General features: G+C 72.1%; 23 protein-coding genes. 6 read left to right on the top strand and 17 right to left on the bottom strand.

What is annotated here, in order from left to right:
* Positions 1–15: 15 nt before the first annotated feature.
* The gene (fxsT, locus tag B0I32_RS14195) at positions 16–2556 is read left to right on the top strand and encodes an FxSxx-COOH system tetratricopeptide repeat protein (protein ID WP_245955822.1); all 2541 of its coding nucleotides are present in this window, start codon (positions 16–18) and stop codon (positions 2554–2556) included.
* On the opposite strand, the gene B0I32_RS14200 is transcribed toward fxsT, so the two are convergent.
* The 4 genes from B0I32_RS14200 to B0I32_RS14215 form a co-directional block, all read right to left on the bottom strand.
* On the bottom strand, positions 2544–3872 hold the full coding sequence (locus B0I32_RS14200) for an HEXXH motif domain-containing protein (RefSeq protein WP_106238839.1): 1329 nt from the start codon (positions 3870–3872) through the stop codon (positions 2544–2546). The genes fxsT and B0I32_RS14200 overlap by 13 nt on opposite strands.
* 10 nt (positions 3873–3882) lie before the next feature.
* The gene (locus B0I32_RS14205) at positions 3883–5037 is read right to left on the bottom strand and encodes an FxsB family cyclophane-forming radical SAM/SPASM peptide maturase (protein ID WP_219911815.1); all 1155 of its coding nucleotides are present in this window, start codon (positions 5035–5037) and stop codon (positions 3883–3885) included.
* 192 nt (positions 5038–5229) lie between these two features.
* A complete protein-coding gene (locus B0I32_RS14210; protein ID WP_106238843.1) occupies positions 5230–6705 on the bottom strand; it encodes an MFS transporter in 1476 nt (491 codons plus the stop codon).
* A 220-nt stretch (positions 6706–6925) separates the two neighbouring features.
* The gene (locus tag B0I32_RS14215; protein ID WP_106238846.1) at positions 6926–7651 is read right to left on the bottom strand and encodes an alpha/beta fold hydrolase; all 726 of its coding nucleotides are present in this window, start codon (positions 7649–7651) and stop codon (positions 6926–6928) included.
* Positions 7652–7784: 133 nt separating this feature from the next.
* Here B0I32_RS14215 and B0I32_RS14220 point away from each other — a divergent pair, with 133 nt between their 5' ends.
* On the top strand, positions 7785–8705 hold the full coding sequence (locus B0I32_RS14220; protein ID WP_106238848.1) for a helix-turn-helix domain-containing protein: 921 nt from the start codon (positions 7785–7787) through the stop codon (positions 8703–8705).
* Here the strand turns inward: B0I32_RS14220 and B0I32_RS14225 are convergent.
* The 10 genes from B0I32_RS14225 to B0I32_RS14270 form a co-directional block, all read right to left on the bottom strand.
* A complete protein-coding gene (locus tag B0I32_RS14225; RefSeq protein ID WP_146178156.1) occupies positions 8680–9150 on the bottom strand; it encodes a hypothetical protein in 471 nt (156 codons plus the stop codon). The genes B0I32_RS14220 and B0I32_RS14225 overlap by 26 nt on opposite strands.
* A gap of 21 nt (positions 9151–9171) precedes the next feature.
* Complete coding sequence (locus B0I32_RS14230; protein WP_106238852.1) at positions 9172–9552, bottom strand: peptidase inhibitor family I36 protein; 381 nt, start codon at positions 9550–9552, stop codon at positions 9172–9174.
* Positions 9553–9690: 138 nt separating this feature from the next.
* Positions 9691–10074, bottom strand: coding sequence for a peptidase inhibitor family I36 protein (locus B0I32_RS14235; RefSeq protein WP_106238854.1), 384 nt, complete (start codon positions 10072–10074; stop codon positions 9691–9693).
* A gap of 96 nt (positions 10075–10170) precedes the next feature.
* Positions 10171–10770 carry a hypothetical protein gene (locus tag B0I32_RS14240; protein ID WP_219911785.1) on the bottom strand — a complete coding sequence of 200 codons (600 nt, stop codon included), beginning with the start codon at positions 10768–10770 and terminating at the stop codon, positions 10171–10173.
* Positions 10771–10776: 6 nt separating this feature from the next.
* Positions 10777–11628 carry a carbohydrate ABC transporter permease gene (locus tag B0I32_RS14245; protein WP_181307368.1) on the bottom strand — a complete coding sequence of 284 codons (852 nt, stop codon included), beginning with the start codon at positions 11626–11628 and terminating at the stop codon, positions 10777–10779.
* Positions 11625–12584 (bottom strand): carbohydrate ABC transporter permease, encoded by a 960-nt coding sequence (locus B0I32_RS14250; RefSeq protein ID WP_106238859.1) that lies wholly within the window; start codon positions 12582–12584, stop codon positions 11625–11627. Before B0I32_RS14250 ends, B0I32_RS14245 begins: the two co-directional genes overlap by 4 nt.
* Complete coding sequence (locus tag B0I32_RS14255; protein WP_106238861.1) at positions 12584–13912, bottom strand: ABC transporter substrate-binding protein; 1329 nt, start codon at positions 13910–13912, stop codon at positions 12584–12586. Before B0I32_RS14255 ends, B0I32_RS14250 begins: the two co-directional genes overlap by 1 nt.
* 46 nt (positions 13913–13958) lie before the next feature.
* Entirely contained in the window at positions 13959–14684 is a 726-nt protein-coding gene (locus B0I32_RS14260) for a cupin domain-containing protein (protein WP_106238864.1), read from the bottom strand.
* Positions 14681–15601: a DUF6807 domain-containing protein gene (locus B0I32_RS14265; RefSeq protein ID WP_106238865.1), complete on the bottom strand. Its 921-nt coding sequence runs from the start codon at positions 15599–15601 to the stop codon at positions 14681–14683. Before B0I32_RS14265 ends, B0I32_RS14260 begins: the two co-directional genes overlap by 4 nt.
* Complete coding sequence (locus B0I32_RS14270; RefSeq protein WP_106238868.1) at positions 15598–16746, bottom strand: Gfo/Idh/MocA family protein; 1149 nt, start codon at positions 16744–16746, stop codon at positions 15598–15600. Before B0I32_RS14270 ends, B0I32_RS14265 begins: the two co-directional genes overlap by 4 nt.
* A gap of 336 nt (positions 16747–17082) precedes the next feature.
* On the opposite strand from B0I32_RS14270, the gene B0I32_RS14275 reads away from it, so the two are divergent.
* Entirely contained in the window at positions 17083–18102 is a 1020-nt protein-coding gene (locus B0I32_RS14275) for a LacI family DNA-binding transcriptional regulator (RefSeq protein WP_245955823.1), read from the top strand.
* A 71-nt stretch (positions 18103–18173) separates the two neighbouring features.
* On the opposite strand, the gene B0I32_RS14280 is transcribed toward B0I32_RS14275, so the two are convergent.
* Together B0I32_RS14280 and B0I32_RS14285 are read right to left on the bottom strand one after the other, a co-directional pair.
* Complete coding sequence (locus B0I32_RS14280) at positions 18174–19181, bottom strand: alpha/beta hydrolase (protein WP_106238872.1); 1008 nt, start codon at positions 19179–19181, stop codon at positions 18174–18176.
* A gap of 76 nt (positions 19182–19257) precedes the next feature.
* Positions 19258–19575: a putative quinol monooxygenase gene (locus B0I32_RS14285; protein ID WP_106238874.1), complete on the bottom strand. Its 318-nt coding sequence runs from the start codon at positions 19573–19575 to the stop codon at positions 19258–19260.
* 158 nt (positions 19576–19733) lie between these two features.
* On the opposite strand from B0I32_RS14285, the gene B0I32_RS14290 reads away from it, so the two are divergent.
* The 3 genes from B0I32_RS14290 to B0I32_RS14300 all read left to right on the top strand — a co-directional run bounded on the left by B0I32_RS14290 (position 19734) and on the right by B0I32_RS14300 (position 24109).
* A complete protein-coding gene (locus B0I32_RS14290) occupies positions 19734–20627 on the top strand; it encodes an AraC family transcriptional regulator (RefSeq protein ID WP_106238877.1) in 894 nt (297 codons plus the stop codon).
* A gap of 118 nt (positions 20628–20745) precedes the next feature.
* Positions 20746–21834 (top strand): LacI family DNA-binding transcriptional regulator, encoded by a 1089-nt coding sequence (locus tag B0I32_RS14295; RefSeq protein WP_219911786.1) that lies wholly within the window; start codon positions 20746–20748, stop codon positions 21832–21834.
* Between the two features lie 67 nt (positions 21835–21901).
* Positions 21902–24109: a glycosyl hydrolase family 28-related protein gene (locus B0I32_RS14300; protein ID WP_106238878.1), complete on the top strand. Its 2208-nt coding sequence runs from the start codon at positions 21902–21904 to the stop codon at positions 24107–24109.
* A 172-nt stretch (positions 24110–24281) separates the two neighbouring features.
* Here B0I32_RS14300 and B0I32_RS14305 read toward each other — a convergent pair whose 3' ends face one another.
* On the bottom strand, positions 24282–25724 hold the full coding sequence (locus tag B0I32_RS14305) for a sulfatase family protein (RefSeq protein ID WP_106238881.1): 1443 nt from the start codon (positions 25722–25724) through the stop codon (positions 24282–24284).
* Positions 25725–25777 lie beyond the last annotated feature (53 nt).

The raw sequence follows: 25777 nt of genomic DNA on the forward strand, positions 1-25777 counted from the left end.
AGAAGGCGAGGCGACGTGAACGAGCAGGCCGCTCCTCAGACGGTGCCCCGGATGCCGCCCATCTGGGGCCGGAAGATTCCCGGCCGTAACAAGCATTTCACCGGGCGCGAAAACCTGCTCAACGGGCTGCGGAAAAGCCTGACGGAGACCAACACGGCCGCCGTCGTGCCCCTGCCACAGGCTCTGCAAGGGCTGGGCGGCGTCGGCAAGACGCAGCTCGCCATCGAATACGCCTGGGCCTACCGCGGCTATTACGACCTGGTCTGGTGGGTCGCGGCCGACCAGCCGCTGCTGATTCCGAGCGCGCTCGCCGGACTGACCGAGGACCTCAAGCTGCCGTCTGCGGGCAGCATGGGCATCGAGGAGGCGGCTGACTCGGTGCGCGACGCGTTACAGCGCGGCGACCCGGTGGACCGGTGGTTGCTGATCTTCGACAACGCAGACGATCCCGAGGAGATCCGGCCCTTCATCCCGCACGGCAGCCAGGACGGCCACGTTCTCATCACCTCCAGGAACAGCAGGTGGAGCGGCGTCGCCGAGACCGTGTCCGTCGACGTCTTCTCCCCTGCTGAGAGTGTGTTCTTCTTGCGCAAGCGCCTACGTCGCGATGTCCCGGAGAAGGAGGCCGTGCATCTGGCGCATGAGCTCGGCGACCTCCCGCTGGCGCTGGAGCAGGCGGCCGCCCTGCAGGATACGACCGGCATGTCTACCGACGAGTACGTACGACTGCTGGCCGAGCAGACCGGAAAGTTGCTTCAGCTCGGCAAATCCACCGAGTACCCGCACACGATGACCGCCGCCTGGCAGTTGTCCGTCCACCAGATCGAGTCACGGATGCGCGAGGCCGCCGAGGTGCTGCGCTGCTTGGCCTTCTTCGGTCCCGACCCGATCCCGCGTTTCGTCTTCGAGCGCGGGAGGGACAGCGGCGCCGAGCGCATGGGGACGGTCCTGTCCAACCCGCTCACACGCAGCCAGGCCTTCGCCGAGCTGGCCCGGTTCTCCCTCCTGCGGATCGAGCCCGACACCGGCACGGTCCAAGTGCACCGACTGGTGCAGGCGCTTCTGCGCGACTCGCTCGAAAAGGAGCAGCAAGACGCAATCCGACATGAGGTGCACCTGCTGCTGGCCGCCGGCGCCCCCACCGACCCTGAGGACATCTCCACCCAGGAGGAATACACCTTCCTGCTGCCTCACGTGCGTCCGTCCGCTCTCACGCGGTGCCACGACGAGCGCGTGCAGGAGTTCGCCCTCAACGTCGTTCGCCACCTCTACCGCGTGGCCAACTGGCGCTCCGCGCGGTCGCTAGCCGAGGAGTTCCGCCAGAGTTGGACCGCGGTCTCGGGCGACCGCAGCCCCTTCGTGCTGCGGTTGCACCGGCACCTGGGCAACGTGCTGTGGCAGCTCGGCGCGAACAAGGAGTCGTTCGACCTCAACGACAAGACGTTCGACCTCATGCGCGAGGTTTTCGGGAACGAACACGAGGAGACCCTGCGCATCTCCCTCACCTACGCCGCCAATCTGCGCGCCCAGGGCCGCTTCCAGGACGCCATGGAACAGGACGCGGCGTCGCTCGCCGCGCTCGAGGCCAGATACGGGGTGAGGGATCAGACGACCCTGCGCGCCATCAACAACCTGGCGCTCGACCACGCCCTGCTCAGTCGCTATGACACCGCCCTGGAACTGCAGACGCTCGCCTATCTCGAGCAGAGCAGCGCGCGTCACGGAGTCAACAAGTGGGACGTCCAGTCGACCTGGAACAACCTGGCCCGAGTAGTGCGTCTTTCCGGTCAGCACCAGCAGGCGTGCGACCTCGGCGAGGAAGCCTACGCCTACGGCATGAGGGAGCTCAAGATCGAGCATCCCCTCACGCTGGCCACCGCCCGCGACCTGTCCATCGCCAAGCGGCGGGTGGGAGACCTCGACGGCGCGTACGAGCTCATCCAGGACGCCCACACCAGGCTGAACAAGCTCTACGGCCCCGACTCCCCCGAGACCATGGCCGCCGCGGTCGCGCTGAGCAACACCCTGCGTCAGCTGAACCGCCTGGAAGAGGCCATGGCGCTGGCCAGGGACGCACACCAGCGATACAAGCAGACCTACGGTGACAGGCATCCGTTCACCTACGGCTGCCAGCTCAACCTCGCCCTGCTCTACCGGCTGCGCGGGGACGTGAAGAAGGCCAGAGAACTGGACGAACAGACCTACGAGGGCATGCTCGACCAGTTCGGCGCGGCGCACGTCTACACCTTCAGCAGCACCATCAACCTGGCCGGCGACCTGGCGGAGCTCGGCGAGCACGAGCGGGCCTGCGAGCTGGGCCGGCAAACGCTGACCGGCGTGCGCGACTTCGTCGGGCCCGCGAACGGCCTGTCGCTCTCGGCCGCGATCAACCTCTCCATCGACCTGCGCGCCATCGGGCAGATCGACGAGGCCACGGAGCTGTACGGCCAGACCATGGCGGCGTACGAGACCACCCTGTCGCCCACCCACCCGGAACGCCTGCACGCCGCCGAGGGCAAGCGCTTCAACTGGGACTTCGACTCCTACAGTCTGTGAGCGGGAGCGCTCCCGTTCACGGCCTGCCAGGTTCGCAGGTGTGCCTCGGCCTCCTGCCGCGCGATCTCGCGTGCGGCGGGAGGCACCGGCTCCGAGAGCCACGGGGTCAGGGTGCGCCGCATCGCCCCGACGAAGTGTTCGCCCTCCGTGGTGAGCAGGCCGCTGTCCAGCAGGGTGCCGGTCACCTGGTGCGCGGCCTCCCGCCAGTGGGCGAACTCGATGTGCGGCCGCAGGTCGGCCTCGTGCGCCCGCTGCCGTCGCCAGAACCCGGCCACGCCCAGGTAGGCGTAGGCGCCCTGGATCAAGCCTGACAGGGGGCGCGGGTCGGGGCGCCAGGGCGCGTAGTAGCGGTTCGGCTCGTCGCTTTCGTCGGGCTCCAGCAGCGTCACCACGTCCTGGATCGCGTTGAGCTTGCCGTGCTGGACCTCGTGCGCGAACGTCGAGGCCAGCCAGCGACCGTCCGGAGGCGCGGACATGCCGATCGTGCCGAACAGATCGCCCGAGGAGGCGCTGTTCATCCCCTGGGCCGGCCCCCTGATCGGGGTGAGGACCGTGACGAGGGCCTGGGTCTCCTCGGCGATCGTCCAGTGGTGGGCGCGCAGCATCGTCCAGGCCGCGTCCAGGCTCCCCCGCCACGTCCTGAGCTCCGGCTCGCCCAGGCGTCCGCCGACCTCGGCGGGGTCGCTCCAGCGGAAGGCGTCGAGGTCGTCCACGAGCACGCGCAGGCCGGCGTCGGCGGTCTGCAGGCGGCGGAGCGGACGCCAGCCGCGCTGTTCGCCCGCGCCGGGACGCAGGCAGAGGTCCCCGGCCTCCACCCGGCCGTCGGCGCGTACGACGAGGTCCGCGAGCCCGTCGTCCTGGCCGCCGCCCAGGTCGATCCGGCCCAGGGACGGCAGCATGATCGTGCCGCCGGAGACGGGGACCTGGACCTCGCACGGCATGCCCGACTTGAGCGCCGCGGCGGCGGCCACCGCGCCGAGCCGGGCCGGATCGCACTGCCCGTCCGGTGGCGGGCCGCCTTCCTCCAGTGAACGGACGGTGCGGGCGGCCCACGCGCCCACCGCCGGATGCGCCAGCGTGCCGCGTACCGCCGCCGGGCTCTTCTTCTCGATCTCGGCGAGCACGTCGTAGGCGTGTTCGGCGGCCCGCGCGTGCGGATGACCGGCCTCGGCGGCCAGTCGCATCGTGCCCACCACGTTCAGCAGGCGCTTGCTGCGCTGCGGGGCGGCCAGGTGGCGTACGGCGTCCGCACCGCCGCCCCCCGAGGCCAGCCGGGACAGGGCATGGCCGGGCAGGCGGTGATCACTGGGCAGCATGCGGGTCCTTTCAGCGAGAAGCGCGGCGGAGGTCGCCGACGAGGCGGTTGTGGATGTGCCCGATCAGCCGGTAGAGGTCCGGGCAGTACACGGACGGGTTGAGGAAGCCCGTGCCAGGCCGGTAACGGTGGGGGTAGAGGCCCGCCCCGCAGACCCGGCCGAACCGGCAGTCGCGGCAGGTGTCGCTCAGCGCGTCGGCGCCCAGTTGCCTGGCCACCATTCCGGGGTGGGTGAGGGCCAGGTCGAAGGGGTGGTCGACCACGTTCAGGCCGGTGACGGGCGCGCCGTGCCGGACGACCTTGAGCGAGTCGGTCTGCTCGATCGTGCCGTCGGTCTCGATGACGACCAGCGTGGACGGCGTCAGCCCGACCGCCTCACTGGCGGACGCGCCGCCCAGCATCAGGGTGACGATCTCCTGAAAGAGGCGGACGACCGTTTCACCGCTGCGTCCGTACCAGTGGTCGAAAACGGCGATCAGCCAGTCGGCATAGGGCGTATTCGACGGGTCGGATGATCGATACGGCGGCGGCGATTCCCAGGTGCCGTGCGGCAGCAGGAAATCCACCATCGGCGGCTCGAATTGCACCAGCGACTCATATGTTTCGACGGGGTCGTTCGCCAGGTCCACCGTGCACAACAGGCCGGTGTAGAGCGGACGGAACTCCGGGCCGCGCAGCAGGGCCAGCGCGTCGGCGACGGCGTCGTAACTGCTGCGGCCGTCGACGTAGCGGCGGTTGCGGTCGTTGGCCCCTCTACCGCCGTCGAGGCTGATGCCCACCCGCACGTCGAGCTCGCGGAACGTGCGCAGCGCGGCCTCGTCCAGGAGCACCCCGTTGGTCTGGACGACGGCGTCGACGTGCAGGCCGCCCGGCGCCGCCGCGCGTAACGTCTCCACGACCTTGCGCAGGTAGGCGTGGCCCGCCAGCAGCGGCTCGCCGCCGTGCAGGATCAGCCGGACCGAGCGCAGGTTGTGGGCGGTGGCGTGCTCGGCGATGCGGCCGGCGACGGCCGTGACCAGGTCGGGGGCCATGACCATGGGTTTGGAGCGCCAGCTCTGGTCGGCGAGCGTGTAGACGTAGCAGTAGTCGCAGGCGAGGTTGCAGCGGCTGTGCACCTTGAGCAGGAACTGCCGGAAGGGGCGGGGACGCCAGCCGTCCTTCAGCATTCGGGCCACGTCGAGAGTGTCGGGCCACTCTCCCGCTGGATCCTCCCCCTGGTACGTCAATCCTGTTACACCCCGCACCGCCGGAAATATCCGAGTGAATGACGATGCTATCCGAGACGCCATGCGATGGGGAGAACTAGTTTGCTACCCCTGGCAAATTCCCGCATATTCAGTGACCGGTTTGCGCGGCATTTATTTCCTGTTTTCGGTCGGCACCGGGAAGGCGTCCGTCGGCTCAGCCGCGGGCGGTGACCCCGCTCCTGGCCGGGGCCGGTGGCCGGTTACCTCGTGGCCGGCGTCGGGGCGTAGGCGCAGCATCAGCAGGGCGCCGGCCAGGGCGATCGCGCCGGTCAGTACGAACGCGAGCGAGAAGTCCCCCTGCGTGAGCGGGGTCGTGGCCGGTCCGTGCGAGACCTGGAGGATGATCGCGGCGGCGGCCACGCCGAGCGCCACCGAGATCTGCTGGGTCATGCTGAAGAACGTCGAGGCCGCCGCCCGGTCGGCGGGGCCGATGTCGGCGAACGACAGCGTGTTGATGCCGGTGAACTCGATCGACCGGGTGACGCCGGCGGCGAAGGCCACCAGGGCGACCACGGCGAAGCCGGTGCCGGCGTCCACCAGGCCGAGCGCACCGATCGACAGGGCCACCGCCACGCCGTTGCCGGCCAGCACCGTACGAAATCCGAGCCGGCGCATCAGCGGCGTGGTCACCGTCTTCACGACCAGGTTGCCCAGGAAGTACACCAGCACGACCTGCCCCGCCTCCAGCGGTGTCAGCCGCCAGGCCTCCTGCAGCATGAGCGGGAGCAGGAACGGGGTCGCGCTGATCGCCAGCCGGATGAGGTTGCCCGCGTGCAGGGTGGTGGCGGCGAACGTGGGCACCCGCAGCGGTCCCAGCGCGATCAGCGGGTGGGCGGTTCGGCGGAACCACCACACGGCGGACACGCCCACCAGGCAGCCGACGGCGAGCAGGGCGAGGTCCAGACCGAGCGCCGACGGCTGCGCCAGCTCGGACAGGCCGTAGATCGTCAGGCTGAGCGCGGTGACGATCAGGACCGTGCCCACGCGGTCCAGCGGCTTGGGGTCCGGCTCGCGCACATCCGGGATGTACGCCAGCACCAGCGCGATTCCGGCCAGGGCGAACGGCACGTTGAGCAGGAAGATCCACGGCCAGCCGTACCAGGTGGTCAGCGCGCCGCCGACGACCGGGGCGATGACCGGCGCGATCAGGGCCGGCCAGGTGATCAGTGCCGTGGCGCGGAGCAGGTCCTGTTTGCCGGCGTTCTTGAGCACGATGATGCGGCCGACCGGCATCATCAGGGCGCCGCCGATGCCCTGGATCACGCGGGCTAGGACGAACTGCCACAACTCCGTACAGGCCGCGCAGCCGATCGAGGCCAGGCCGAAGATCACGATGGCGAGGGCGAACACCCGCTTGGCGCCGTACCGGTCCGACAGCCAGCCGCCGAGCGGGATGAAGGCCGCGCCGGCGACGACGTACGCCGTGATGCCGACGTTCACGCTGACGACGTCCACGCCGAAGGTCTGCGCCAGTTGCGGGAGCGAGGTGTTGATGATCGTGATGTCGAGGTTCTGCATGAAGAAGGCCACGGCCACGATCAGTGCCACCCGCCGGGGTGCGGATCCTTCGGTGGTCTCGGCCGTCATGCGAGCGGGGTGCGGGGGGCGTGCGTCACTGTTCTCTCCGGGGGTGCCGGCCGTGGCGGCCTCGCGTCGGGGTCACGAGGCCGTCCGGCCGGCTCGGCTGTTCGCCGACCATGGTCACACACGAGCGCATGACGGTTGGGCGGTGGGTGCCCGGGCGCGGGTCCACCGTGGCGAGCGGCCGCCCGGCGGGTGCCCGGGCCGAGGGGACCAGCCGCTCGGGTCAGGCGAGTTTGAGCAGGAGGTCGGTGAGTTCGGCCGGCATGGTGATCATGCAGTCGTGGCCGGTCGGCAGTTCCCAGACCTGGGCGGGGCGGCCGTTCGGCTGCACCTCGGGGACGGGACGGCGGACGACGCCCTCCGGCTTGCCGACGGTGCAGTGGATGTGGGTACGGGGGATCGCCCGCGCGGCCGGGCCGCCCAGCCGGACCGGCTGCTGGAGGCAGCGCACCGGCTGATCCGACAGCATCGTGCGCAGCCAGGCGACGTCCGCCGGGTCGGTGACCCCGAACAGGCCCGCGGGCGGCGGCAGCTCGGGCATCGGCGGCACCCGCCAGCCGTCGCCGGACGCCGCGGCGAGCTCGATCAGTTGCCGCGTCACGGGCATGACGTCCTCCGCGCTCTCCCCGTCCTCCGGGACCATCGCGTCGAGGTAGACCAGCTCCGCGATCCGGTCGGGGACCTGCCCCGCCACGGACGAGATGACCAGCCCGGCGTAACTGTGCCCGACCAGCACCACCTCGGTGAGATCTTCCTCCGTGATCAGCCGGACGACGTCGGCGACGTGCGTGTCCAGGCCCACCTCGGGGCCGAGCAGATGGGCCTGATCGCCGTAGCCGGTCAGTGACGGCGCGAACGCCCGGTGCCCGGCCGCCTCCAGCAACGGGACCACCCGCTTCCAGCACTCCCCGCTGTGCCAGGCGCCGTGTACCAGCAGATATGTCGACATGATGGGCTCTCCTCGCCTCGTGAATCCTTCGCCGGCCACGTTGCCCGCCGGGCCGAGGCACAGCCAGGGCCGCCGCGATCCTGGGGGTGACAGGACCAGGCACGTACGCGGCCCCGGCACATACCGTGGAGGGATGAGCGAGCGATCGAACCCGCTGGGCGACTACGTACGGGCCCGGCGCGAGCTCGTCACCCCCGAGCAGGCCGGCATCCCCGTCCTCGGCGTGCGGCGGGTGCCGGGCCTGCGCAGGGAGGAGGTGGCGATGCTGGCCGGCATCAGCGCCGACTACTACCTGCGCCTGGAGCAGGGCCGCGACCGCAACCCGTCCGTGCAGGTGCTCGAATCCCTGGCCCGCGTGCTGCGGCTGGACGACGCCGCGACGGCGTACCTGCTGAGCCTCGCCGCCGCAAAACCCCGGCGGCGCCGGCGCCGGCCGCGCAAGGAGAGCGTGCCTCCCGGCGTCGCCCAGCTCGTCACCACGCTCGCGCTGCCCGCGTACGTCGAGGGTCGCTACCTCGACGTCCTGGCCGCCAACGCGCTCGCGACCGCTCTGTCACCGCGCCTCGTGCCGGGGGCGAACCGGCTGCGGGACGCGTTCCTCGACCCGGCCGAGCAGGCCCTCTACCCCGAGTGGGAGAGCGCCGGCGCGGGCATGGTCGCCGGTTTCCGCGCGTCCGTCGGCACCGATACCGACGACCCGAGGTTCATCGAGCTGGTCGGCGAGCTCTCCCTGGCCAGCCCCCGGTTCAGCCGGCTCTGGGCCCGCCACGACGTGAACGCGTGCGAGGGCGAGCCCAAGCGGATCGACCATCCCCAGCTCGGCGTGCTCCGGCTGAACCGGGAGCGGCTGGGCGTCGGCGGCGGGCGTACGCTCGTCATCTACCACCCGGACCCCGGCAGCGACGACGCCGAGAAACTGACCCTCCTCGCCGCCGCCACCCAGCCCCCGTACGACGCCGAGCAACCAACCCTTCTCGTCACCGCCACACAACCGTCACAAGACCGCGAACCGAGCCGGCCGTCGCCGGTCACCGTGCCGCGGCGATGGCGGTGAGCGGGTCGTCGTAGCGCCACCCCTCGGCCCGCCGCTGCTGCTCCGACAGGCTCGCGGTACGGCTCTCGCCCGCCGCGCTCCGCCGGGCCACGGAGGGGCGGTCGGGGGCGACGTGGTAGCCGTACCGGCGGGCGATCTCCGGTTCGACGACGCCGTAGCGGCGGCGGTTCGGCGGCTCCAGGTCCTCCTCGGCCGACGGCGGCAGCGTCTCCCAGGCCAGGCCCCTGCTCGGCATGCAGTCGCCGACGAGGAGGTCCTCGGCGCGTTCGATGACCGAGAGGTCGGCGGGGGTGAAGTTGTAGCGGTCGAACGGCAACGAGATCGCCCGCGCCTGCTCACCGGGGGGCGGCACCGGGGGCGGCGGCGACGAGCAGGCTGCGGCCAGCGGCAGCGCGGCCAGGAGCGCCGCGACCCTGCGACGCCGCCGGGCGGACATCTCGCTCACCGAACCCTGTGACCCCGGACGTTACGGGCTGACCCGCTTGACGGAGCTCGTCTTGTTGTCGAAGCCGTTGTTCGTCAGGTCGCTGTCGGACGATCCCGGCGCGGCCGCGTAGCCGTAGGAGCCCGAGCAGTTGGCGTTGTTGTAGAACTGGATCCGGCCGGCCGACGGGTTGCGCATGGAGCTGGCCTTGTTGTTCAGCGTGGTCACGTTGGCGCAGGTGTTGTTGCTGGTGAAGAGGAACTCCTGCTCGGCGCCGGCGTAGTCGTCGTGCTCGTACAGGCAGAAGCTGAGCCCGCACGAACTGGCCAGCCGGGCGTCGGCCTGCGCGGTGGCGCCCACCGTCATCAGGCTGCTCAATGCCAGCGCCACGACACCCGCCCGGCGCACCGATGTTCTCTTCATCAACGACCCCGTTCTCCGCTGCGTTGCGATTCGCCAAGATCATGACAGGTGATCCCGGCCCGCGCCAGAGGTCCTGTTCCCACCGGCGGCGGCGCGGGCCCGCCGCCGCCGTCCCTCACCGCACCGGCGGGGCCGGGCTCACGGCCGGACGAACTTGAGCGAGCTGGTCTTGTTGTCGAAGCCGTTGTTCGTCAGGTCGAGGTCCTGCGAGCTGGGGGCCGCCGCGTAGCCGTAGGCTCCCGAGCAGTTGGCGGAGTCGTAGAACTGCACCCTGGCGACGGTCTTGTTGCGCATGGAGCTGGCCTTGTTGTTCATCCCGCTGCCGACCTTGTAACAGCCGTAGGCCTGGAACATGTACTCCTCTTTGGCGCCGGTGAAGGCGTCGTGCTCGTACAGGCAGAAGTCCAGCACGCAGGCGGCCGCCGCCTGCGACGCCTCTGCCTGCGCGGCCGGGCCGGCCGCCGTGACGCAGGCCAGTGCCAGCGCCACCGCGCCGGCGCCGCGCACCATCGCTGATCGCATGGACGTCCTCTCTCTGGGGGGAAATCGCTAAAGATCATAAAGGGACCTCCCCGGAGAAAGCGCTCGATTCGCCGAGCCGGAGGACGGCGGGAAGGATCAGCTCCGGGGTTCCGGGGCGGAGCGCAGGTCCACGGCCGTGGCGGCGAAGGCCAGCGGCCCCGGCAGCAGCGGGGTGAGCATCGGGATCGACCAGGCGAGCAGCGCGGCCAGCAGCACGGCGCAGGCCAGCAGGAGGGTGCCGCGCGGGTCGCCGGCCGTGCGGCGCAGCGCCTCGCGCGCCGACAGCGCGTACGGCTCCGCGAGCGCGGTGGCGCGCAGCCCGACGACCGCGCCGCCCAGGGCGAGCAGGGCCAGGGCGGACGCCATCACGCCCGCCCCCGGCAGCCCGGCACGTACGAGAGCGGCGTCCACCAGCAGGACCACGACGACCACCGGCAGGGCGAGCCCGGCGGCCAGGCCGCGCGCGGACAGGCGGGCGCGCAGGTGGCCGAAGTACGCGCCGGCCGTGACGTGCCCGCCCTCGGCGGACCGCCGGAGCGAGGCCGAGGCGGCGGCGAACGCGGCCGGAAGCGTGACGACCGGCAGGCTGACGACGGCGGTCAGCAGGCCGGCGAGCAGCATGTCCGCGAAGAGCGTGAAGCCGGGGCCGAACAGCTCCCCCGGCTCACGGCGGGGCGCGGAGGGCAGGCGGGGCACGCCGGCTCAGCCCTTCAGCCCGGAGGTGGCCATGCCCTGCACCAGATAGCGCTGGAACACGAAGAAGAACAGCACGATCGGCAGCACGGAGATCACCGACATGGCGAACATGGGCCCGTACGCCGAGGTGCTGGACTGGTCGACGAAGCTGCGCAGGGCCAGGGTGACGGTGAACTTCTCCGGCGCGAACAGATAGATCATCTGGGTCAGGAAGTCGTTCCAGGCCCAGAGGAACGTGAAGATCGCCGTCGTGATCAGCGCCGGCCGGCTCAGCGGCAGCGTGATCGACCAGTACGTACGGAACGGCCCGCAACCGTCGATCCGGGCCGACTCCTCCAGCTCACGCGGCAGCCCGCGCATGAACTGCACGATGAGGAAGACGAAGAACGCCTCGGTGGCCAGGAACTTCGGCAGGATCAGCGGCCAGTACGTGTCCACCAGGCCGAGCCGGTTGAAGATGATGTACTGCGGGATCAGCACCACGTGGTGCGGCAGCATCAGCGTGGCCACCATGAAGGCGAACATCACCTTCCGCATCCGGAAACGCAGCCGGGCGAAGGCGTAGGCGGCCAGCGAGCAGGAGAGCACGTTCCCGATGACGGCGCCGCCCGCGATCAGCAGCGTGTTGCCGAACAACCGGGTGATCGAGACGCCGGACACCCCTTCCAGGGCGGTCGTGTAGTTCGACCACTCCAGGTGGCTGGGCCACAGGTCGAGGCTGGTCACCACCTCGTCGGCCGGCTTCAGCGACGTGGCCAGCAGCCAGACCAGCGGATACAGCAGGATCAGCAGGCTGACGACCGCGATGGCGTGCGGCAGCCACTTCCTCCTGGCCACCCCGAACGTAGCGGCGTTCATCGTCCCTCCTCGTCGGCGTAGAAGACCCAGGACCGGGACGTGCGGAACAGGATCACGGTGACCACGCCGATGGCGATCAGCAGCAGCCAGGCCATCGCCGCCGCGTATCCCATGTGCGAGGCGGTGAAGCCGCGCTCGTACAGGTAGAGCGTGTAGAACATGGTGGAGTCGGCCGGGCCGCCCTTACCGCCGCTGATGGCGAAGGCGGGGGTGAAGACCTGGAACGACTGGATGATCTCCAGCACCAGGTTGAAGAAGACGACCGGCGACAACATCGGCACGGTGACGGAGACGAACTTGCGCCAGGCGCCGGCGCCGTCGAGGGAGGCGGCCTCGTACAGGTCGGGTGAGATCTGCTGCAAGCCCGCCAGGAAGATCACCATCGGCGCCCCGAACTGCCACACCGCGAGCAGGACGACCGCGAACACCGCCAAGTTGGGGTTGCCGACCCAGCCGCCGGTGTCGATGCCGATCGAGCCCAGGACGTCGGGCACCGAGCCGCCGTCGTTGAACAGCGCCCGCCACACCAGCGCGATCGACATGCTCGCCCCGAGCAGCGAGGGCGCGTAGAACGCCGAACGGTAGAAGCCGCGGCCCCTGCTGCTGAGGTTCTTCAGCAGCATCGCCGCGCCCAGCGCGAGGGCCAGCTTCAGCGGGACGGCCACGACGACGTACAGCATGGTCGTGCCGACCGAGCGCCAGTAGCGGGGGTCCCCGGCCAGCATCTCGGCGTAGTTGCGCAGGCCCACCCACTGCGGCGGGTCGAACAGGTTGTAGTCCGTGAACGACAGGTACAGCGACACGGCCATCGGCAGCAGGGTCAGCACGCCCGCGCCGAGCATCCAGGGCGACAGGAACACGTAGGCGGGCCACTGCTTCTCGCGCACCCGGCGGCGGCCCTCCGTCACCGTGCCCCGTGGGGCGCGCGCGGGCGCGCTGGTCGACAAGGTGCTCATTACCTCAGCTCCCGGTTGGCCTCGTCGATGAGCTCACGCGCCGCCTGCCTGGGGGTGGCCAGCTCGAACATGACCCGCTGGTACACGCGGGTGAAGGCGGTCTGGATGGCGACGTCGCCGCTGGGCGGCGCGGTGGGCGGCGCGTCCAGGCCGTACTGCTCCATCTTCTGCGCGTACTGGTAGATCTCCACCTCAGGGCCTTCGAGGGTCTTGGCCACGTTCGCGGCGATCAGCCGGTTCGGCGGGGTCGACCGGGTGAATCCCTGGATGTCGCCCGCCCGTGGATCGTTGATCAGGAAGTCGATCAGCTGGGCCGCCTCCTTGGGGTGCGCGGTGTGCGCGCCGATGGCGAGGAGCATGCTGGGCTTGAAGTACGAGCCCGCGCGCCCGCCGGTCGTCGGCACCGGCATGAAGTGGATCTGGTCGCCGAGCAGCGTCGTGTAGCCGGGGAAGGGCGCGTCCCAGGTGAAGTCGGCGGCCGTCAGCCCGCGGCCCATGGGGCTGGTCTCGGTGCTGCCGGCCTGCGCGGTGTCCGCCGCCGACGCGACCGCGCCCTCCCTGCGCATCCGGTCGAAGTAGGTCCAGAACTCGGTGAGGTCGTCCTCGGTGAACCCGAGCCGGCTCTGGTCGGCGTAGAGCTGCCCGCCCCGGCTGCGCAGCCAGGTCTCGAAGATGTCCTCGTTGCCGCCGCCGTCGTTGGCCCCCGTGACCGGCCGGCCGTCGGGGCCCTTCAGCCCGAGGGCGGCGATGGCCTTGTTGGCCTGCTCGAAGTCCTCCCAGGTCCAGCTCGGCTGCGGCGCGGAGACGCCGGCCTTCTGGTAGAGGGCGGAGTCGTAGGCGTAGCCGGTGATGCCGCGGCCCTGCGGGACGGCGTACTGCCTGTCCTGGAAGGTGCCGGTGCGCAGGAAGCCGCGGTCGATCTCGGAGGTGCGGATGGTCCCGTCCCCGACGAAGGAGTCGAGCCGCAGGAGCGCGCCGCCGTCGGCGTACTGGGTGATCTGCCGGTAGTCGACCTGGGCCACGTCCGGGATGCCGCCGCCGGCCGCCTGGGTGGCCAATTTCTGCACGTACGCCCCGAACTCGCCGTTCGAGGTGCGGACGGTGATGCCGGGGTGCTCGCGTTCGAAGAGGCGGACGGCCTCCTGGGTGCGCGCGGCCCGGTCGTCGTTGCCCCACCAGCTGAAGGTGAGGGTCACGCCCCGGGACGACGACGCTCCTGCGCCTTCCGTGGAGCAGCCGGTGAGCGTGGACGCGATCGCGGTGCCGAGCGCGGCCAGGACGGCGCGGCGGCTGGGGGGCGGGCGCAGGCCGCCGGGTGGCTCGGGCATGGGGGCCTCTCCTGGTCGGATCGTGTAGGGGGACACGGGGGCGCTCTCAGATGCCCGGGTAGACGTCCAGGCGGCCGCACATGCCGAAGCGCCCGCGCGCGGCGGGGCCGGTGGCGGCGACCCCGGCCTCGGTCAGGTGGTCGTCCCGCCCGTCGCGCAGGGCGGCGAACTGGGCGCCGGTCGCCGTCGCCGCCGCGTGCGCGCCGTCGGCCCAGCGCCGCTCCCACTCGTCCAGCCGGGGCCGCACCAGATCGGCGGCCGCGCGCTGGAAGGCGGCCAGCGGCCCGGGGTCGCCGGCCTCGGTGGCCGCGCGCAGCTCAAGGAAACGGCGGGTGGCCAGGTCGCGCCGGGCGCGGGCGACCCCCTCCTGCTCAGCCTCGGGCACGTCGGCGGGGATGCGGACGGCGGCGGCGTACGTCTCCGGGTCCGCGAGCAGGTCCTGCGGCAGGGTGAGCACCGCGTCCCCCGCCTCGGGCAGGCCGCTGTTCTGCATGACGACGACGATCTCCAGGCCGCCCTCGTTGATCAGGCGATGGATGGTGCCGGGCGTGAACCAGGCCACGACGCCCGGCTCCAGCGGCGTCTCCCGGTAGCCGGAGGTGGTCAGGGTCTGCACGGCTCCCCTGCCGGCCGTCACCACGTACCCCTCGCTGCAGGTGAGGTGGAGGTGCGGCGTGCCGCCGCCGGCCCGGCCGTCCACGGCGGGCCAGTCGTAGACGCGCAGCCTGGACACGCCGACCGCCCCGGGGAACCCGTCGTAGGTCGCGCTCACCAGGCGTGCCCCGCGAGGTGCGCGGCGACCTGGTCGCGGTCCCACGCGCCGTCGGCGACGACGACGCGGTAGGCGCGGGCGAGCGTGTCGCCGGGTTCGAGGACCAGCTCCTCGTGGAACGCCCACGAGGGCGCGACGGCGGCGAACGGGTCGCTGCGCACGAACCAGTGCGCCGGGTGCGTGCCCTGCTCGCCCGTGTGGTCGTTGGACGGGGCGTGCTCAAAGACGACCGTGGCGTGCCCGTCGCGTCCGTCGTGCTCGCCCACGTACGCCAGCCAGGGCGCCTGGCTGCCCATCAGGTCGCCGCCGTCCGCCTCGGCGGTGAACACCCGGCCGCCGCGGAAGGCACGCGGCCCGCGCCAGAACAGCCCGGTGTAGCCGGCCGCCGGACGGCCATGGGTGGTGGGGCTGCCGAAGCGCAGCGGCTCGGCCCGCCGGTTGGTCACCGCCGACGTCCAGGTCAGCGACCAGCTGCCGCTCGCCTGGTCGACGCGGGCCTCGATGCGGCGCTCCTCGTCGGCCCACAGCTCGCCCCCGTACGGGTGCCAGGTGAGCCGCTCCCGTATGACAGCGCTGTCAACATGGGCGTGCACGTCCTCGAACGCCACGTGGGCCATCGAGCCGACCCGCTCGGGCAGCCGCAGGTAGCCCTCGCCGTGCACGTAGGTGTTGCCGCCCCACAGGTTCTGGCCGGACAGGTGGGAGGCCGTCAGCTGCAGGCCCTTGTGCCAGCGGTGGTCGTTGGGGCGGTAGTCGGTGACGAGCCCTCCCGACAGCGTCCTGATCGGGTGCAGGTACGGCTTGGGCGCCTCCCACGCGGCCTCGGGCCGGTAGACGTAGGCGAACAGCTCCGTGCCCGTCGCCTCGTACGCCACCGTGATCCGGTCGCCGTGGGCGTGGGTCAGTGCCAGGGTCATGCGTGTTCCTCTTCCTCGCGCGGAGCGGCCGGCGCCCAGCCGGGGGCGCCGCCGTGCAATGCGGTGTAGTAGGGGTCGCCGGGGCCGATCTCGCCGGCCAGGACGGGAGCGTCGGTGAACGCCGACTTGTACAGGGCGGTGATGAACTCCAGCGTCTGACGGCCGCCCGCGCCGCTGGTCGGGTGGCGCCGCCCGGCCCTGATGTCGGCGACGAGGGCGCGCAGCTGGGCCAGGTGCGAGCTCGGCTCGTCGGCCCCGAAGTCCTGCCAGGCGGCGGCGGTCTCCTCGGGTACGCCGGGCGCGGGGGTGATCCGCCAGTTCGCGTTGCGGTAGCCGTACAGGTGGGTCAGCTCGATCGTGGCCAGCTCGCAGTCGATGCGGATGCGGCTGACCTCGTCGGGGCTCAGCACGCTGTTGACCACCGTGGCCAGGGCGCCGCCGGCGAAGCGGACCTGCGCGGTGGAGACGTCCTCGGTCTCCACGTCGTGCACGAGCCTGGCCGCCATGCCGCGCACCTCGGCCCACGGGCCGAGCAGGTCGAGCAGCAGGTCCATCTGGTGGATGCCGTGCCCCATGGCGGGGCCGCCGCCCTCGGTGGCCCAGCGCCCGCGCCACGGCACGGCGTAGTAGGCACGATTCCGGTACCACGTGGTCTGGCAGTGGGCGACCAGCGGCCGGCCGAACGCCTGCGACCGCAGCAGCCGGCGCACGTGGTGCGCGCCGGAGCCGAAGCGGTGCTGGAAGACGATCGACGCGTACGGCTCCGCGTCGCCGCCCGGCTCCGCCGCGCTGATGGCGTCGAAGTCGGCCAGCGACGGGCACGGCGGCTTCTCGCACCACACCCAGGCGCCGGCCCGCAGCGCGGCCACGGACTGCTCCCGGTGCACGGCGGGCGGCGTGGCCAGCACCACCAGGTCGGGGCGTACCTCGGCGAGCATCGCGTCGAGGTCGGTGAAGGCGCCGGGGATGCCGTGCTCGGCGGCCACGGCGCGCGCCGCCGCCTCGTCGATGTCCGCCACGGCGACGACCTCGACCTCGCCTTGGGCGGCCAGCTTCGCGAGGGCGGGCAGGTGGCTGGCGCGGGCGATCCCTCCCGTGCCGGCCACGGCCGTGCGCAGCGGGAGGTTCGAGCCAAGCGGAGACATGCGGACCCTCTCATGGGGGCAGGGGGAACGGAGCGCGACCGGTCGGGGCTGTGACGCGGACCCCGGCCCCGCACCCGCTCCCGCGGGCACGCGGCCCCGTCCGCAGGTATGTGCCGGGCCGCCTCCTCATCAGCTGTTCCAACGTTGTAACAGCCGCTTTCACCGCGGGTCAACCCTTCGGTGGGAAAATGAGACGGCGCCGGCGGGGCCGCCGCGCCTTCGTACCGCCAGGCCCTCCGGCCTGCCCAGAAACTCACGAACCCCCTGTCCGGCCGGGCATAATGCAGGCAGACAGAGGGTGAGGGCCGGGCAGTGGCGGCAGTGACGCTGAAGGACGTGGCGGATCGCGCGGGCGTGTCGATCAAAACCGTTTCCAACGTTGTACGCGGGGTACCGAAGGTGTCGGCGGCGACGCGGGACCGGGTGATCCGCGCCGTGCACGAGCTCGGCTACCGGCCCAACCCGTCGGCGCGCCGGCTCCGGACCGGCCGCAGCGGGCTGATCGCGCTCGCCGTCCCCAACCTGACGACGCCCTACTTCGCGGAGCTGGCCCAGCACGTCCGCGCGGAGGCCGCCCGGCTCGGCCTCACCGTGCTCATCGAGGAGACGATGGGCGACGCGAAGGAGGAGCTGCGCCTGGCCACCGGCGTCGGGGCCGACCTGCTCGACGGCGTGATCCTCTCCCCGCTGCACGTCTCGCTCGACGAGCTGGCCCCCGTCACCCACGAGATCCCCCTCGTGCTGCTCGGCGAGCGCGGCTACGAGCGCGACCGGATCACCGCCGACCACGTCATGATCGACAACATCGCGGCGGCGCGTGACGTGACCGCGCACCTGGCCGGGCTGGGCCGGACCAGGATCGCCGCCATCGGGGTGACGACCACGCCGTCCGCCTCCGCCCGGCAGCGCCTGGAAGGCTTCCACCAGGCCCTGCACCAGGCCGGGCTCACGTACGATCCGCGCCTCGCGCCCGCGATCAGGCGGTTCGACCGCCCCGACGGCCTGCTCGCCATGCGCGACCTGCTTCGCCTGCCGGCCGGGGTCCGCCCCGACGCGGTCTTCTGCTTCAGCGACCTGCTGGCGATCGGGGCGCAGCGGGCCCTGTACGAGGCGGGCGTGGACTGCCCTGGGGAGGTGGCGGTGGCGGGCATCGACGGGTCGCAGGAGGCGCTCTACAGCACGCCGTCGCTGACCACGGTGATCCCCGACAAGGCCGCCATCGCCTCGCTGGCGGTCCGGTGCCTGGCCGATCGCATCGGGTCGGCGGGGCCGCTGCCGTTCGAGGTGCATCTGGCGCCGTACCGGCTGGTCGCGCGGGAGTCGACGGAGGGCGTGCGCCGGCCGCTGCCCGTGTGACCGGGGGCTGGGGCGCGGGCTTCCCGGGCGGCCCTCAGCTGTCCGGACGGTCCTCAGCTGTCCCGCGGTCCTCAGGCGCGGGCGTGCTCGGGGCGGGTGAGCGTGCGGGTGAGCCAGTCGGTACGGGTGCGGCGGGCGGCGGTGGACAGGCCGGCCTCGGGGAAGAGGGCGTCGAAGCCGTGGAAGCCGCCCGCCCAGACGTGCAGCTCGGCCTGGCCGCCCGCGGCCCAGATGCGGGTGGCGTACGCCACGTCCTCGTCACGGAAGACCTCGGCCGAGCCGGCGTCGACGTACGTGGTGGGCAGGCCGGACAGGTCGCCGGCCCTGGCGGGTGAGGCGTAGGCGGGGACCTGGTCGTCGGGGAGGTCGCCGAGCAGGGCCTTCCAGGCGAACGCGTTGCTCTCGCGGGTCCACACGCCGGGTTCGCCGGCGTACTGGCGGCTGGAGGCGGTGGTGTTGCGGTGGTCGAGCATGGGGCAGATCAGCACCTGGGCCGCGAGCGCCGGCGCCCCGCGGTCGCGGGCCATGAGCGTGGCACCCGCGGCCAGGCCGCCGCCGGCGCTGGCGCCCGCGACGACGATCCGGTCGGGGTCGATGCCGAGCTCGGCGGCGTGCTCGGCCAGCCACAGCAGGCCGTGGTAACAGTCCTCGACGGGGGTGGTGCCGCCGGTCTCCGGGGCGAGCCGGTAATCGACGGTGACCACGACGGCGCCGAGCCGGTCGAGCCATTCGAGGGGGATGTCGAGCTGCGAGAACCGGTCTCCCATGACCATGCCGCCGCCGTGGATCCAGTAGACGCACGGCGCTCCGGCTCGATTTCCGGGCTCCGCTTCAGGACGGTCGCCGGGGTCGGTGCCGGCGTCGGCCGTGGGGGTGAGGATCGTCATCGGGATCGGCGCGCCGCCGGAGCCGGGGACGGTGACCTCGCGCCGGTCGACGGCCCGGCCGGCCAGCAGCGGTTCGACCGGGACCGAGGTCATGCGGCGCAGCTCGGTGAGGATCTGCGGGGTGATCTCCTGGACCAGCGGCATGCCGGCGAGCAGGGAGTTCAGCTCGGGGTCGACAGCGGGTCGGGACATGAGGGTTCCTTTCTGCGGGGGAAAGCGGGGAAGTGCTCAGGTTGGGGTGGGCCGGGGCTCTGCGCCGGGGGCGGCGTCAGAAGGCGGCCTTGCCGCCGACCGGCACGTAGTCCGTGTACGGGGACTGCGCGGCGACCAGTTCCTGGACCCGCGCGACGAGGTCCTGGGCGGCCTGACCGGCGAAGAGCCGGTGGTGCTCCTCCTCGCTGGTCCAGCCCTCGGTGACATGGACGACGTCGGGGTCGGAGGCCGACCGGCTGACGAGGTAGACCAGGCAGTGCTCGCTCGCGGCCGGGTTGCCCTCGTCCAGGCCGGTCAGCAGCAGCTCGGCCAGCCGCTCCCCCATGCCGGGCCTGGCGGTCATGGCGGCGTTGAACCCGTATCCGATCTTCACGGCGATGCTCCTTTGCGGATGTACGTTCCTCCAGCCGGGTGGTGCTCGACCTCCCGGCCGGCTGATCCCATTCCACCGCTTGAGCTGGCCATAGGGTAGAACGAACCTCCTCGCTTCTTGCCTGATCCTCCACTTCAAAGGTGTGATGGAATCCGAGCATGGGATTCGACGAGCTCCGCGCGGCGCTGGCCCGGCACCTCCGGCCCGACGAGGCCACCGACATCGACGGGCTGCACATCGCGCGGGCCGATCGCGCGGGCCCGCCGTCGCCCTCGATGTCCGGCACGGTGCTGGCGGTCCTCGCCCAGGGCGCCAAACGGCTCATGGTGGGCGACCGCGCCCTCGAATACCGTCCTGGCAGCTACCTGGTGGCCTCCGTGGACCTGCCCGTGACCGGCTCCTTCGTGGACGTGACCCCGGAGCACCCGGCGCTGGGGCTGGCGCTCGTCCTGGAGCCGCGGGCCATCGCCGACCTGCTCCTGCACGCGGGCGCCCGCGACCTGCCCCATCCCCGGGCGGGGGCGCTGCCGGGCATCGCCGTGGCCGGCATGACGGCCGAACTTCTGGACGCGCTGATCCGCCTGGTGCACCTGCTGGACCATCCGCGCGACCGGGAGGTGCTGGCGCCGCTGGTCAAGCGCGAGATCCTCTGGCGGCTGATCACCGGAGAGCAGGGCGATGCCGTACGCCAGCTCGGTCTGGCCGACAGCAGTCTCAGCCACGTCTCCAGGGCCGTCCGGTGGATCCAGGACCACTACGCCGAGCCGTTCCGCGTCGAGGAGCTGGCCCGGCTGACCGGCATGAGCCCGTCGGCGTTCTACCGGCACTTCCAGACCGTCACCGCGCTGAGCCCGATCCAGTTCCAGAAGCAGATCCGGCTCCAGCGGGCCCGGCTGCTGCTCGCCACCCGCGCCCACGACGTCACGGCCGTCGCGCACCGCGTCGGCTACGACAGCCCCTCCCAGTTCAGCCGCGAATACCGGCGCCAGTACGGCGTCCCGCCCAGCCACGACGCCGCCCGCCTCCACCCCGCCGCCGCCTCCGCGCCGTGACGCGGTCGCCATGAAGTGATCATGGTAATGCGGATTATTACTGGGGTTTCACTCTTGACGCCACGGCCGGTGAGGTCGCAGACTCCGTGCTGTCGCCCTTGATCGAGGAGAGGGAGCCGTGGCGAGACGTCTCACGCAGCAGGACATCGCCCGCATGGCGGGAGTGAGCCAGACCACCGTGTCGCTGGTGCTCAACAACCGCGCGGAAGGCGCTGTGCGCATCTCTCCCGAGACCAGGGAGCGCGTGATCCGCGTGATCAGGGAGACCGGCTACATCGCCGACCCGGCCGCGCGCCGGCTGGCCGAGGGCCGCAACCGCATCCTCGGCGTCTTCACCTACGAGGCGGTCTTCCCGGCCACCAGCGCCGACTTCTACCATCCGTTCCTGGTCGGCATCGAGGAGTGCACCGAGGAGGCCGGCTGCGACCTGCTGCTGTTCACCAGCGCTCGGGCCTCGGGCGGGCGGCGGCGGATCTTCGACCAGGACAGCCGGGTGCGGCTGGCCGACGGGTGCGTGCTGCTCGGCCACACGGTCGACCGTGACGACCTGGCCCGGCTCATCACCGACCAGATCCCGTTCGTGTCGGTGGGCCGCCGCGAGGACGCGGGCGGGCCGGTGCCGTACGTGGGCGCCGACTACGCCTCCGCCGCCGGCGCCCTGGTCCGGCGCGCGGTGGCGCTCGGGCACCGCAGGCTCGTCTACGTCGGAGCCGGAGCGGGCGCGGAGTCCTGGGTCGACCGCCACCGCGGCTTCCTGGACGCGGTGACGCGCCTCGACGTCGAGGGCGTCATGGTGAACGCCACCCCGGGCGCGGACCCGCCACCCGGCACACCTGGCGTGGGCCCGCCCGGCGTTCAGGGCGGCGCGCCTGACATGGACGCGGTGCTCGGGACCGGGGCCACGGTCGCGTTCTTCGAGGAGCAGGCGGACGCCGTCGCGTTCGTGGCGGCGGCGCGGCACCGGATCTCCATCCCGGCAGACCTTTCCGTGGTCACGCTCGGCTCGGCCACCCGGCCGGTCCGCTCCGACATCGACTTCACCGGATTCCGCATCCCCCGGCGCGAGATGGGCCGCAGGGCCGTCGAGCTGCTGACCGGGGTGATCGAGAGCGGCGGCACCCCCCAGGAGCTGCTGCCCTGCGACCTCATCGAGGGCTCCACGCTCGCCGCCGTGACCGGTGGCGGGCCCCGGCCGCCCGCGTCCTGATCGTCTTCGTTCTCACCCGGCCGCGGCAGATCGAGCAGCGGGCCGGGCCGCAAGGGGTGAACCAGCCATGTACTCTCGTCGCGCCTTCGTCACGCTCGCCGCCGGCACGGCCGCCTTACCGCTGCTGCCGGAAACGGCCGCATCCGCCGCAACCGTCACGTCGGCCACGCCGGTCACGCCCGCCGACCACCTGGACCCGACGGCGTTCACCTCGGTCCTCACCGCGCTCCCGCCCGACCCGTACGCCGTCGTGCTCGGCGGGCCGGGCTTCCAGGCCCCGGCCGACGGCGCGGGGGACGCCACGGCGGCGCTGCAGGCGGCCGTGGACGAGGCGTCGCGGCGCGGGATCGCGAACGGGCTCGGCGACATCCTCGGCGGCGCGCGCGACTTCCCGCCCGGCGACGGCGGCGGCGTGGTGCTCGTCCCCGAGGGCACGTACCGGCTCTCGGCCCCCGTGAACGTGCACGACTCCGTCCGCGTGATCGGTTACGGCCGCAAGCGGCCCCGCTTCGTCCTCGGGGCGAACTCCCCCGGCTACGCCTCGGGCACGCCGCGGGACGTGTTCGCCTTCCGCCGGCGCCCGGTCGGCGGCCCCGTCACGTACGCGAACAACGACACCTTCGGCTCCGCGCTGGTGAACCTGGACATCACCATCGAGCCGGGCAACCCGGACGCGATCGCCGTGCGGTTCGGCGGCGCGCAGCTCTGCCTGCTCCAGGACCTCGACATCGACGCCGGTCAGGGCCGTGCGGGCATCGACCACAACGCCAACCTGATCCACCGGGTACGGGTGCGCGGCGGCGAGGTCGGCCTGAACGCCTTCGCCGCCTCGGCCGGCTGGCAGACGACGCTGCTCGACTGCCGGTTCGAGGGCCAGCGCCGGGCCGCGGTGCTGCTGAACAACGACGCCAAGCTCGTCGTCGTCAGGGCGATCGTCGCGCGCACCCCTCGGGCGTTCGAGTCGGCGCCCGGCCAGTGGCAGCATCTCTACGTCCAGGACTCCCACTTCCAGGACGTCGGCGACGCCGCCGTGGTGCTCAACGACAGCGCGTCGATCCCCGGCGCGGACGACGACCGGATCCGCCGCAGCAACCAGCTGACCCTGCTCAACTGCACCACCTCGGCCACCGGGGACCTGCTCCTGCTGGCCGGCAGCGGCGCGCGCACCGCCGCCGGGCGGCCGTCGGCGCTGGTCCGCGAGCTGACGTACGGGCTGCGCGTCGAACGCGCGCTGAGCGGCAGGGAGACCAGACGCGAGGGCGTGCACGCCGACCTCACGGCGGGCGCCCCCGTGGCCAGGGTCCGGGCGAACCTGCGCCCCGACACCCCGCCGCCGCCACCGGTCCGGACGTGGGTGAGCGTCGCCGACGTCGCGGCCGGGATGGGCCGCACCATCGGCGCGGGCGAGGACGACCTGGCCGTCTTCCAGGCGGCCGTGGACCGGCACGACACGGTGTTCGTCCCGATCGGCCGGTACGTGCTGTCCGGCACGCTCAAGCTGCGGCGCACGTCCAGCCTGATCGGCCTGCACCCCCGGCAGACCTGGCTGCTCGCCGCCGACGGCCACCCGAACTTCACCGACCCCGCCGCGCCGCGAGCGCTGGTGTCCACCCCGCGCGGCGGCCGGAACGTCGTCACGGGCCTCGGTCTGGACACCGCCCGGCAGACGGCGGGCGCGGTCAACCTCCTCTGGCGCTCCGGCGCGGACTCCTACCTGGCGGACGTCACCACCCAGTTCGTCAAGTGGCATCCGGCGGACGCCCCGTCGGGCGACCCCGGCTACACCTACAGGGGCGCGCACAAGTACGGCATCTGGGTGAGGGGCGGCGGCGGCACGTTCGCCAACGTGTGGAGCATGAACGGCTGGGCCGAGAACGGCCTGCTCGTCGAGGACACCGACGTCCCCGCCCGCCTGTACGAGATCTCCGTCGAGCACCACGAGACCCGCGAGGTGGTGCTGCGCGGTGTCTCGGGATGGCGGTTCCTCGGGCTGCAGACGGAGGACCACATCTACGGCTGGCGCTCGCAGGCGGTCGAGATCGAGCGCGGCCGGGACATCCTGCTGGCCAACTCGGTCCTCTTCCGCGTGGCCACCGTCCTCGGCCCGCACCCGTACGGGGTGAGCGTGCGCGACAGCCGCCGGGTGACGCTGCGCGGCAACCGCGGCTACCGCGACAAGACCCCCGAGTTCACCCAGTGGGGCGCCGCGGTGTTCGACCACCGCAGCGGGCGAAGCGTCCCCGAGATCGAGTTCACCCTGATCGGCATCGCGTGACCGGCCCAGGCCGCGCCTCGCGGCTCAGAAGGACCGGGGGTCGAGGCTGCTTTCCCAGCCGTAGTGGCGGGTTCCGCTGATGGCCCAGTATCTGGGAGCTCCGCCGGCGATCCGGGCGGCTCACCAGCCAAGCAGGCGGAGACTTCATACCGGCTTCGTCCGGGCCTCGTCCTCACCAGTCCCCGAGCCGGGGCTGGCTGCGGTCCTCGGTGGCGACCAGGACGTCGAGCAGGGACTCCTGGAGTTCGGCGCGGACGGCGGCGTGGGCCGGGTCGTCCCACAGGTTGTCCAGCTCCGCCGGGTCGCGGTCCAGGTCGTACAGCTCGCCGGTGCGGGCCCGGGTGGTGGCGGGCGCGCCGTGGTAGACGACGATCTTCCAGTGGTCCCGCCTGAGCATCGTGGTGTGCACGGGCTCCGGGTACGGGTGGCCGCTGTTGCGGTATTCGCACAGCGCCCAGCCCCTGACCGGCGCGTCCTGCTCGCCGCGGGCCAGCGGCAGCAGGTCCAGCCCCTGCCCGCGCGGCAGGGGCGGCGCGCCGGCCGCGGCGAGGAACGTGGACGCCAGGTCGATCCACTGGACGAGCTCCGCCCGCCGTTCCCCGGCGGGCAGCCCGGCCGGCCAGCGCATGAGGAGCGGGACCCGGACGGCGCACTCGTACATCATCGGGCCCTTGAGCATGAGCTGGTGGTCGCCGAGCATCTCGCCGTGGTCGCTGGTGAAGACGACCAGGGTGTTCTCGGCCAGGCCCGTCTCGTCGAGGGCGGCGAGGATCCGGCCCACCTCGTCGTCCACGAGGCTCACCATCGCGTAGTAGTTGACCTTGACGTCGTGCAGCTCGGACTCGGTGTACTCGACGTAGCCGCGGGCGTGGCCGGCGTACGAGCGGTGCGAGGCCTCGGTGAGCACGGGGGGCTTGCCGGCGAGTTCCTGGTCGCGGGTGACCGGACGCCGCAGCGGCTTGTCCCGGTAGGCGTCGGCGTACTCCTTCGGCGCGCCGAAGCCGTGGTGCGGGTCGAAGAAGTTGGCCACGAAGAAGAACGGTTTACCGGGATCGCGGGAGCGCCGCAGGTAGTCGATGGTCTCGTTCCCGATCCACCGGCTGTAGTGGAACTCGGTGGGCATCGCGTCGAAGCCGGTGCCCGCGCCGGCCTGGACGGCGGACTCGTACAGGTCGGGCCGGACGGCGCGCAGCCACCGGTGGTAGGCGTTCTCGGACGATCCCGGGTAGGGGTCGTGGGCCCACCGGAACACGCGGAAGCCGTCGTCGAGCCGCGGTTCGAGCCGGCCGCCCGAGCAGGCTCCGCCGACGTGGAACTTGCCGACCAGGCCGCAATCGTAACCGTGGTCGGCCAGATCGCGTGAGAACAGCCGCTCGTGGGCGGGCAGGCCGACGCCGTTCGCCCAGGCGCCGTGCGCGTGGACGTAGCGGCCGGACATGAGGCTGGCGCGGGAGGGGCCGCAGACGGGACTGTTGACGTAGCAGTTCTCGAACAGCACGCCCTGCTCGGCCAGCCGGTCGAGGTGGGGCGTGTGGATCTCGTCGTTGCCGTACGCGCCCAGCGCGTCGAAGCGTTGCTGGTCGGTGCAGATGAGCAGGATGTTCGGTGCGTTCATGGTCCTCAATCGGGGTCGGTCGCGCCGGGCCCGCCCGGCTCGGGCGGGGGCCG

This window comes from Nonomuraea fuscirosea, assembly GCF_003001935.1.
GTDB classification, from domain to species: Bacteria; Actinomycetota; Actinomycetes; order Streptosporangiales; family Streptosporangiaceae; genus Nonomuraea; species Nonomuraea fuscirosea.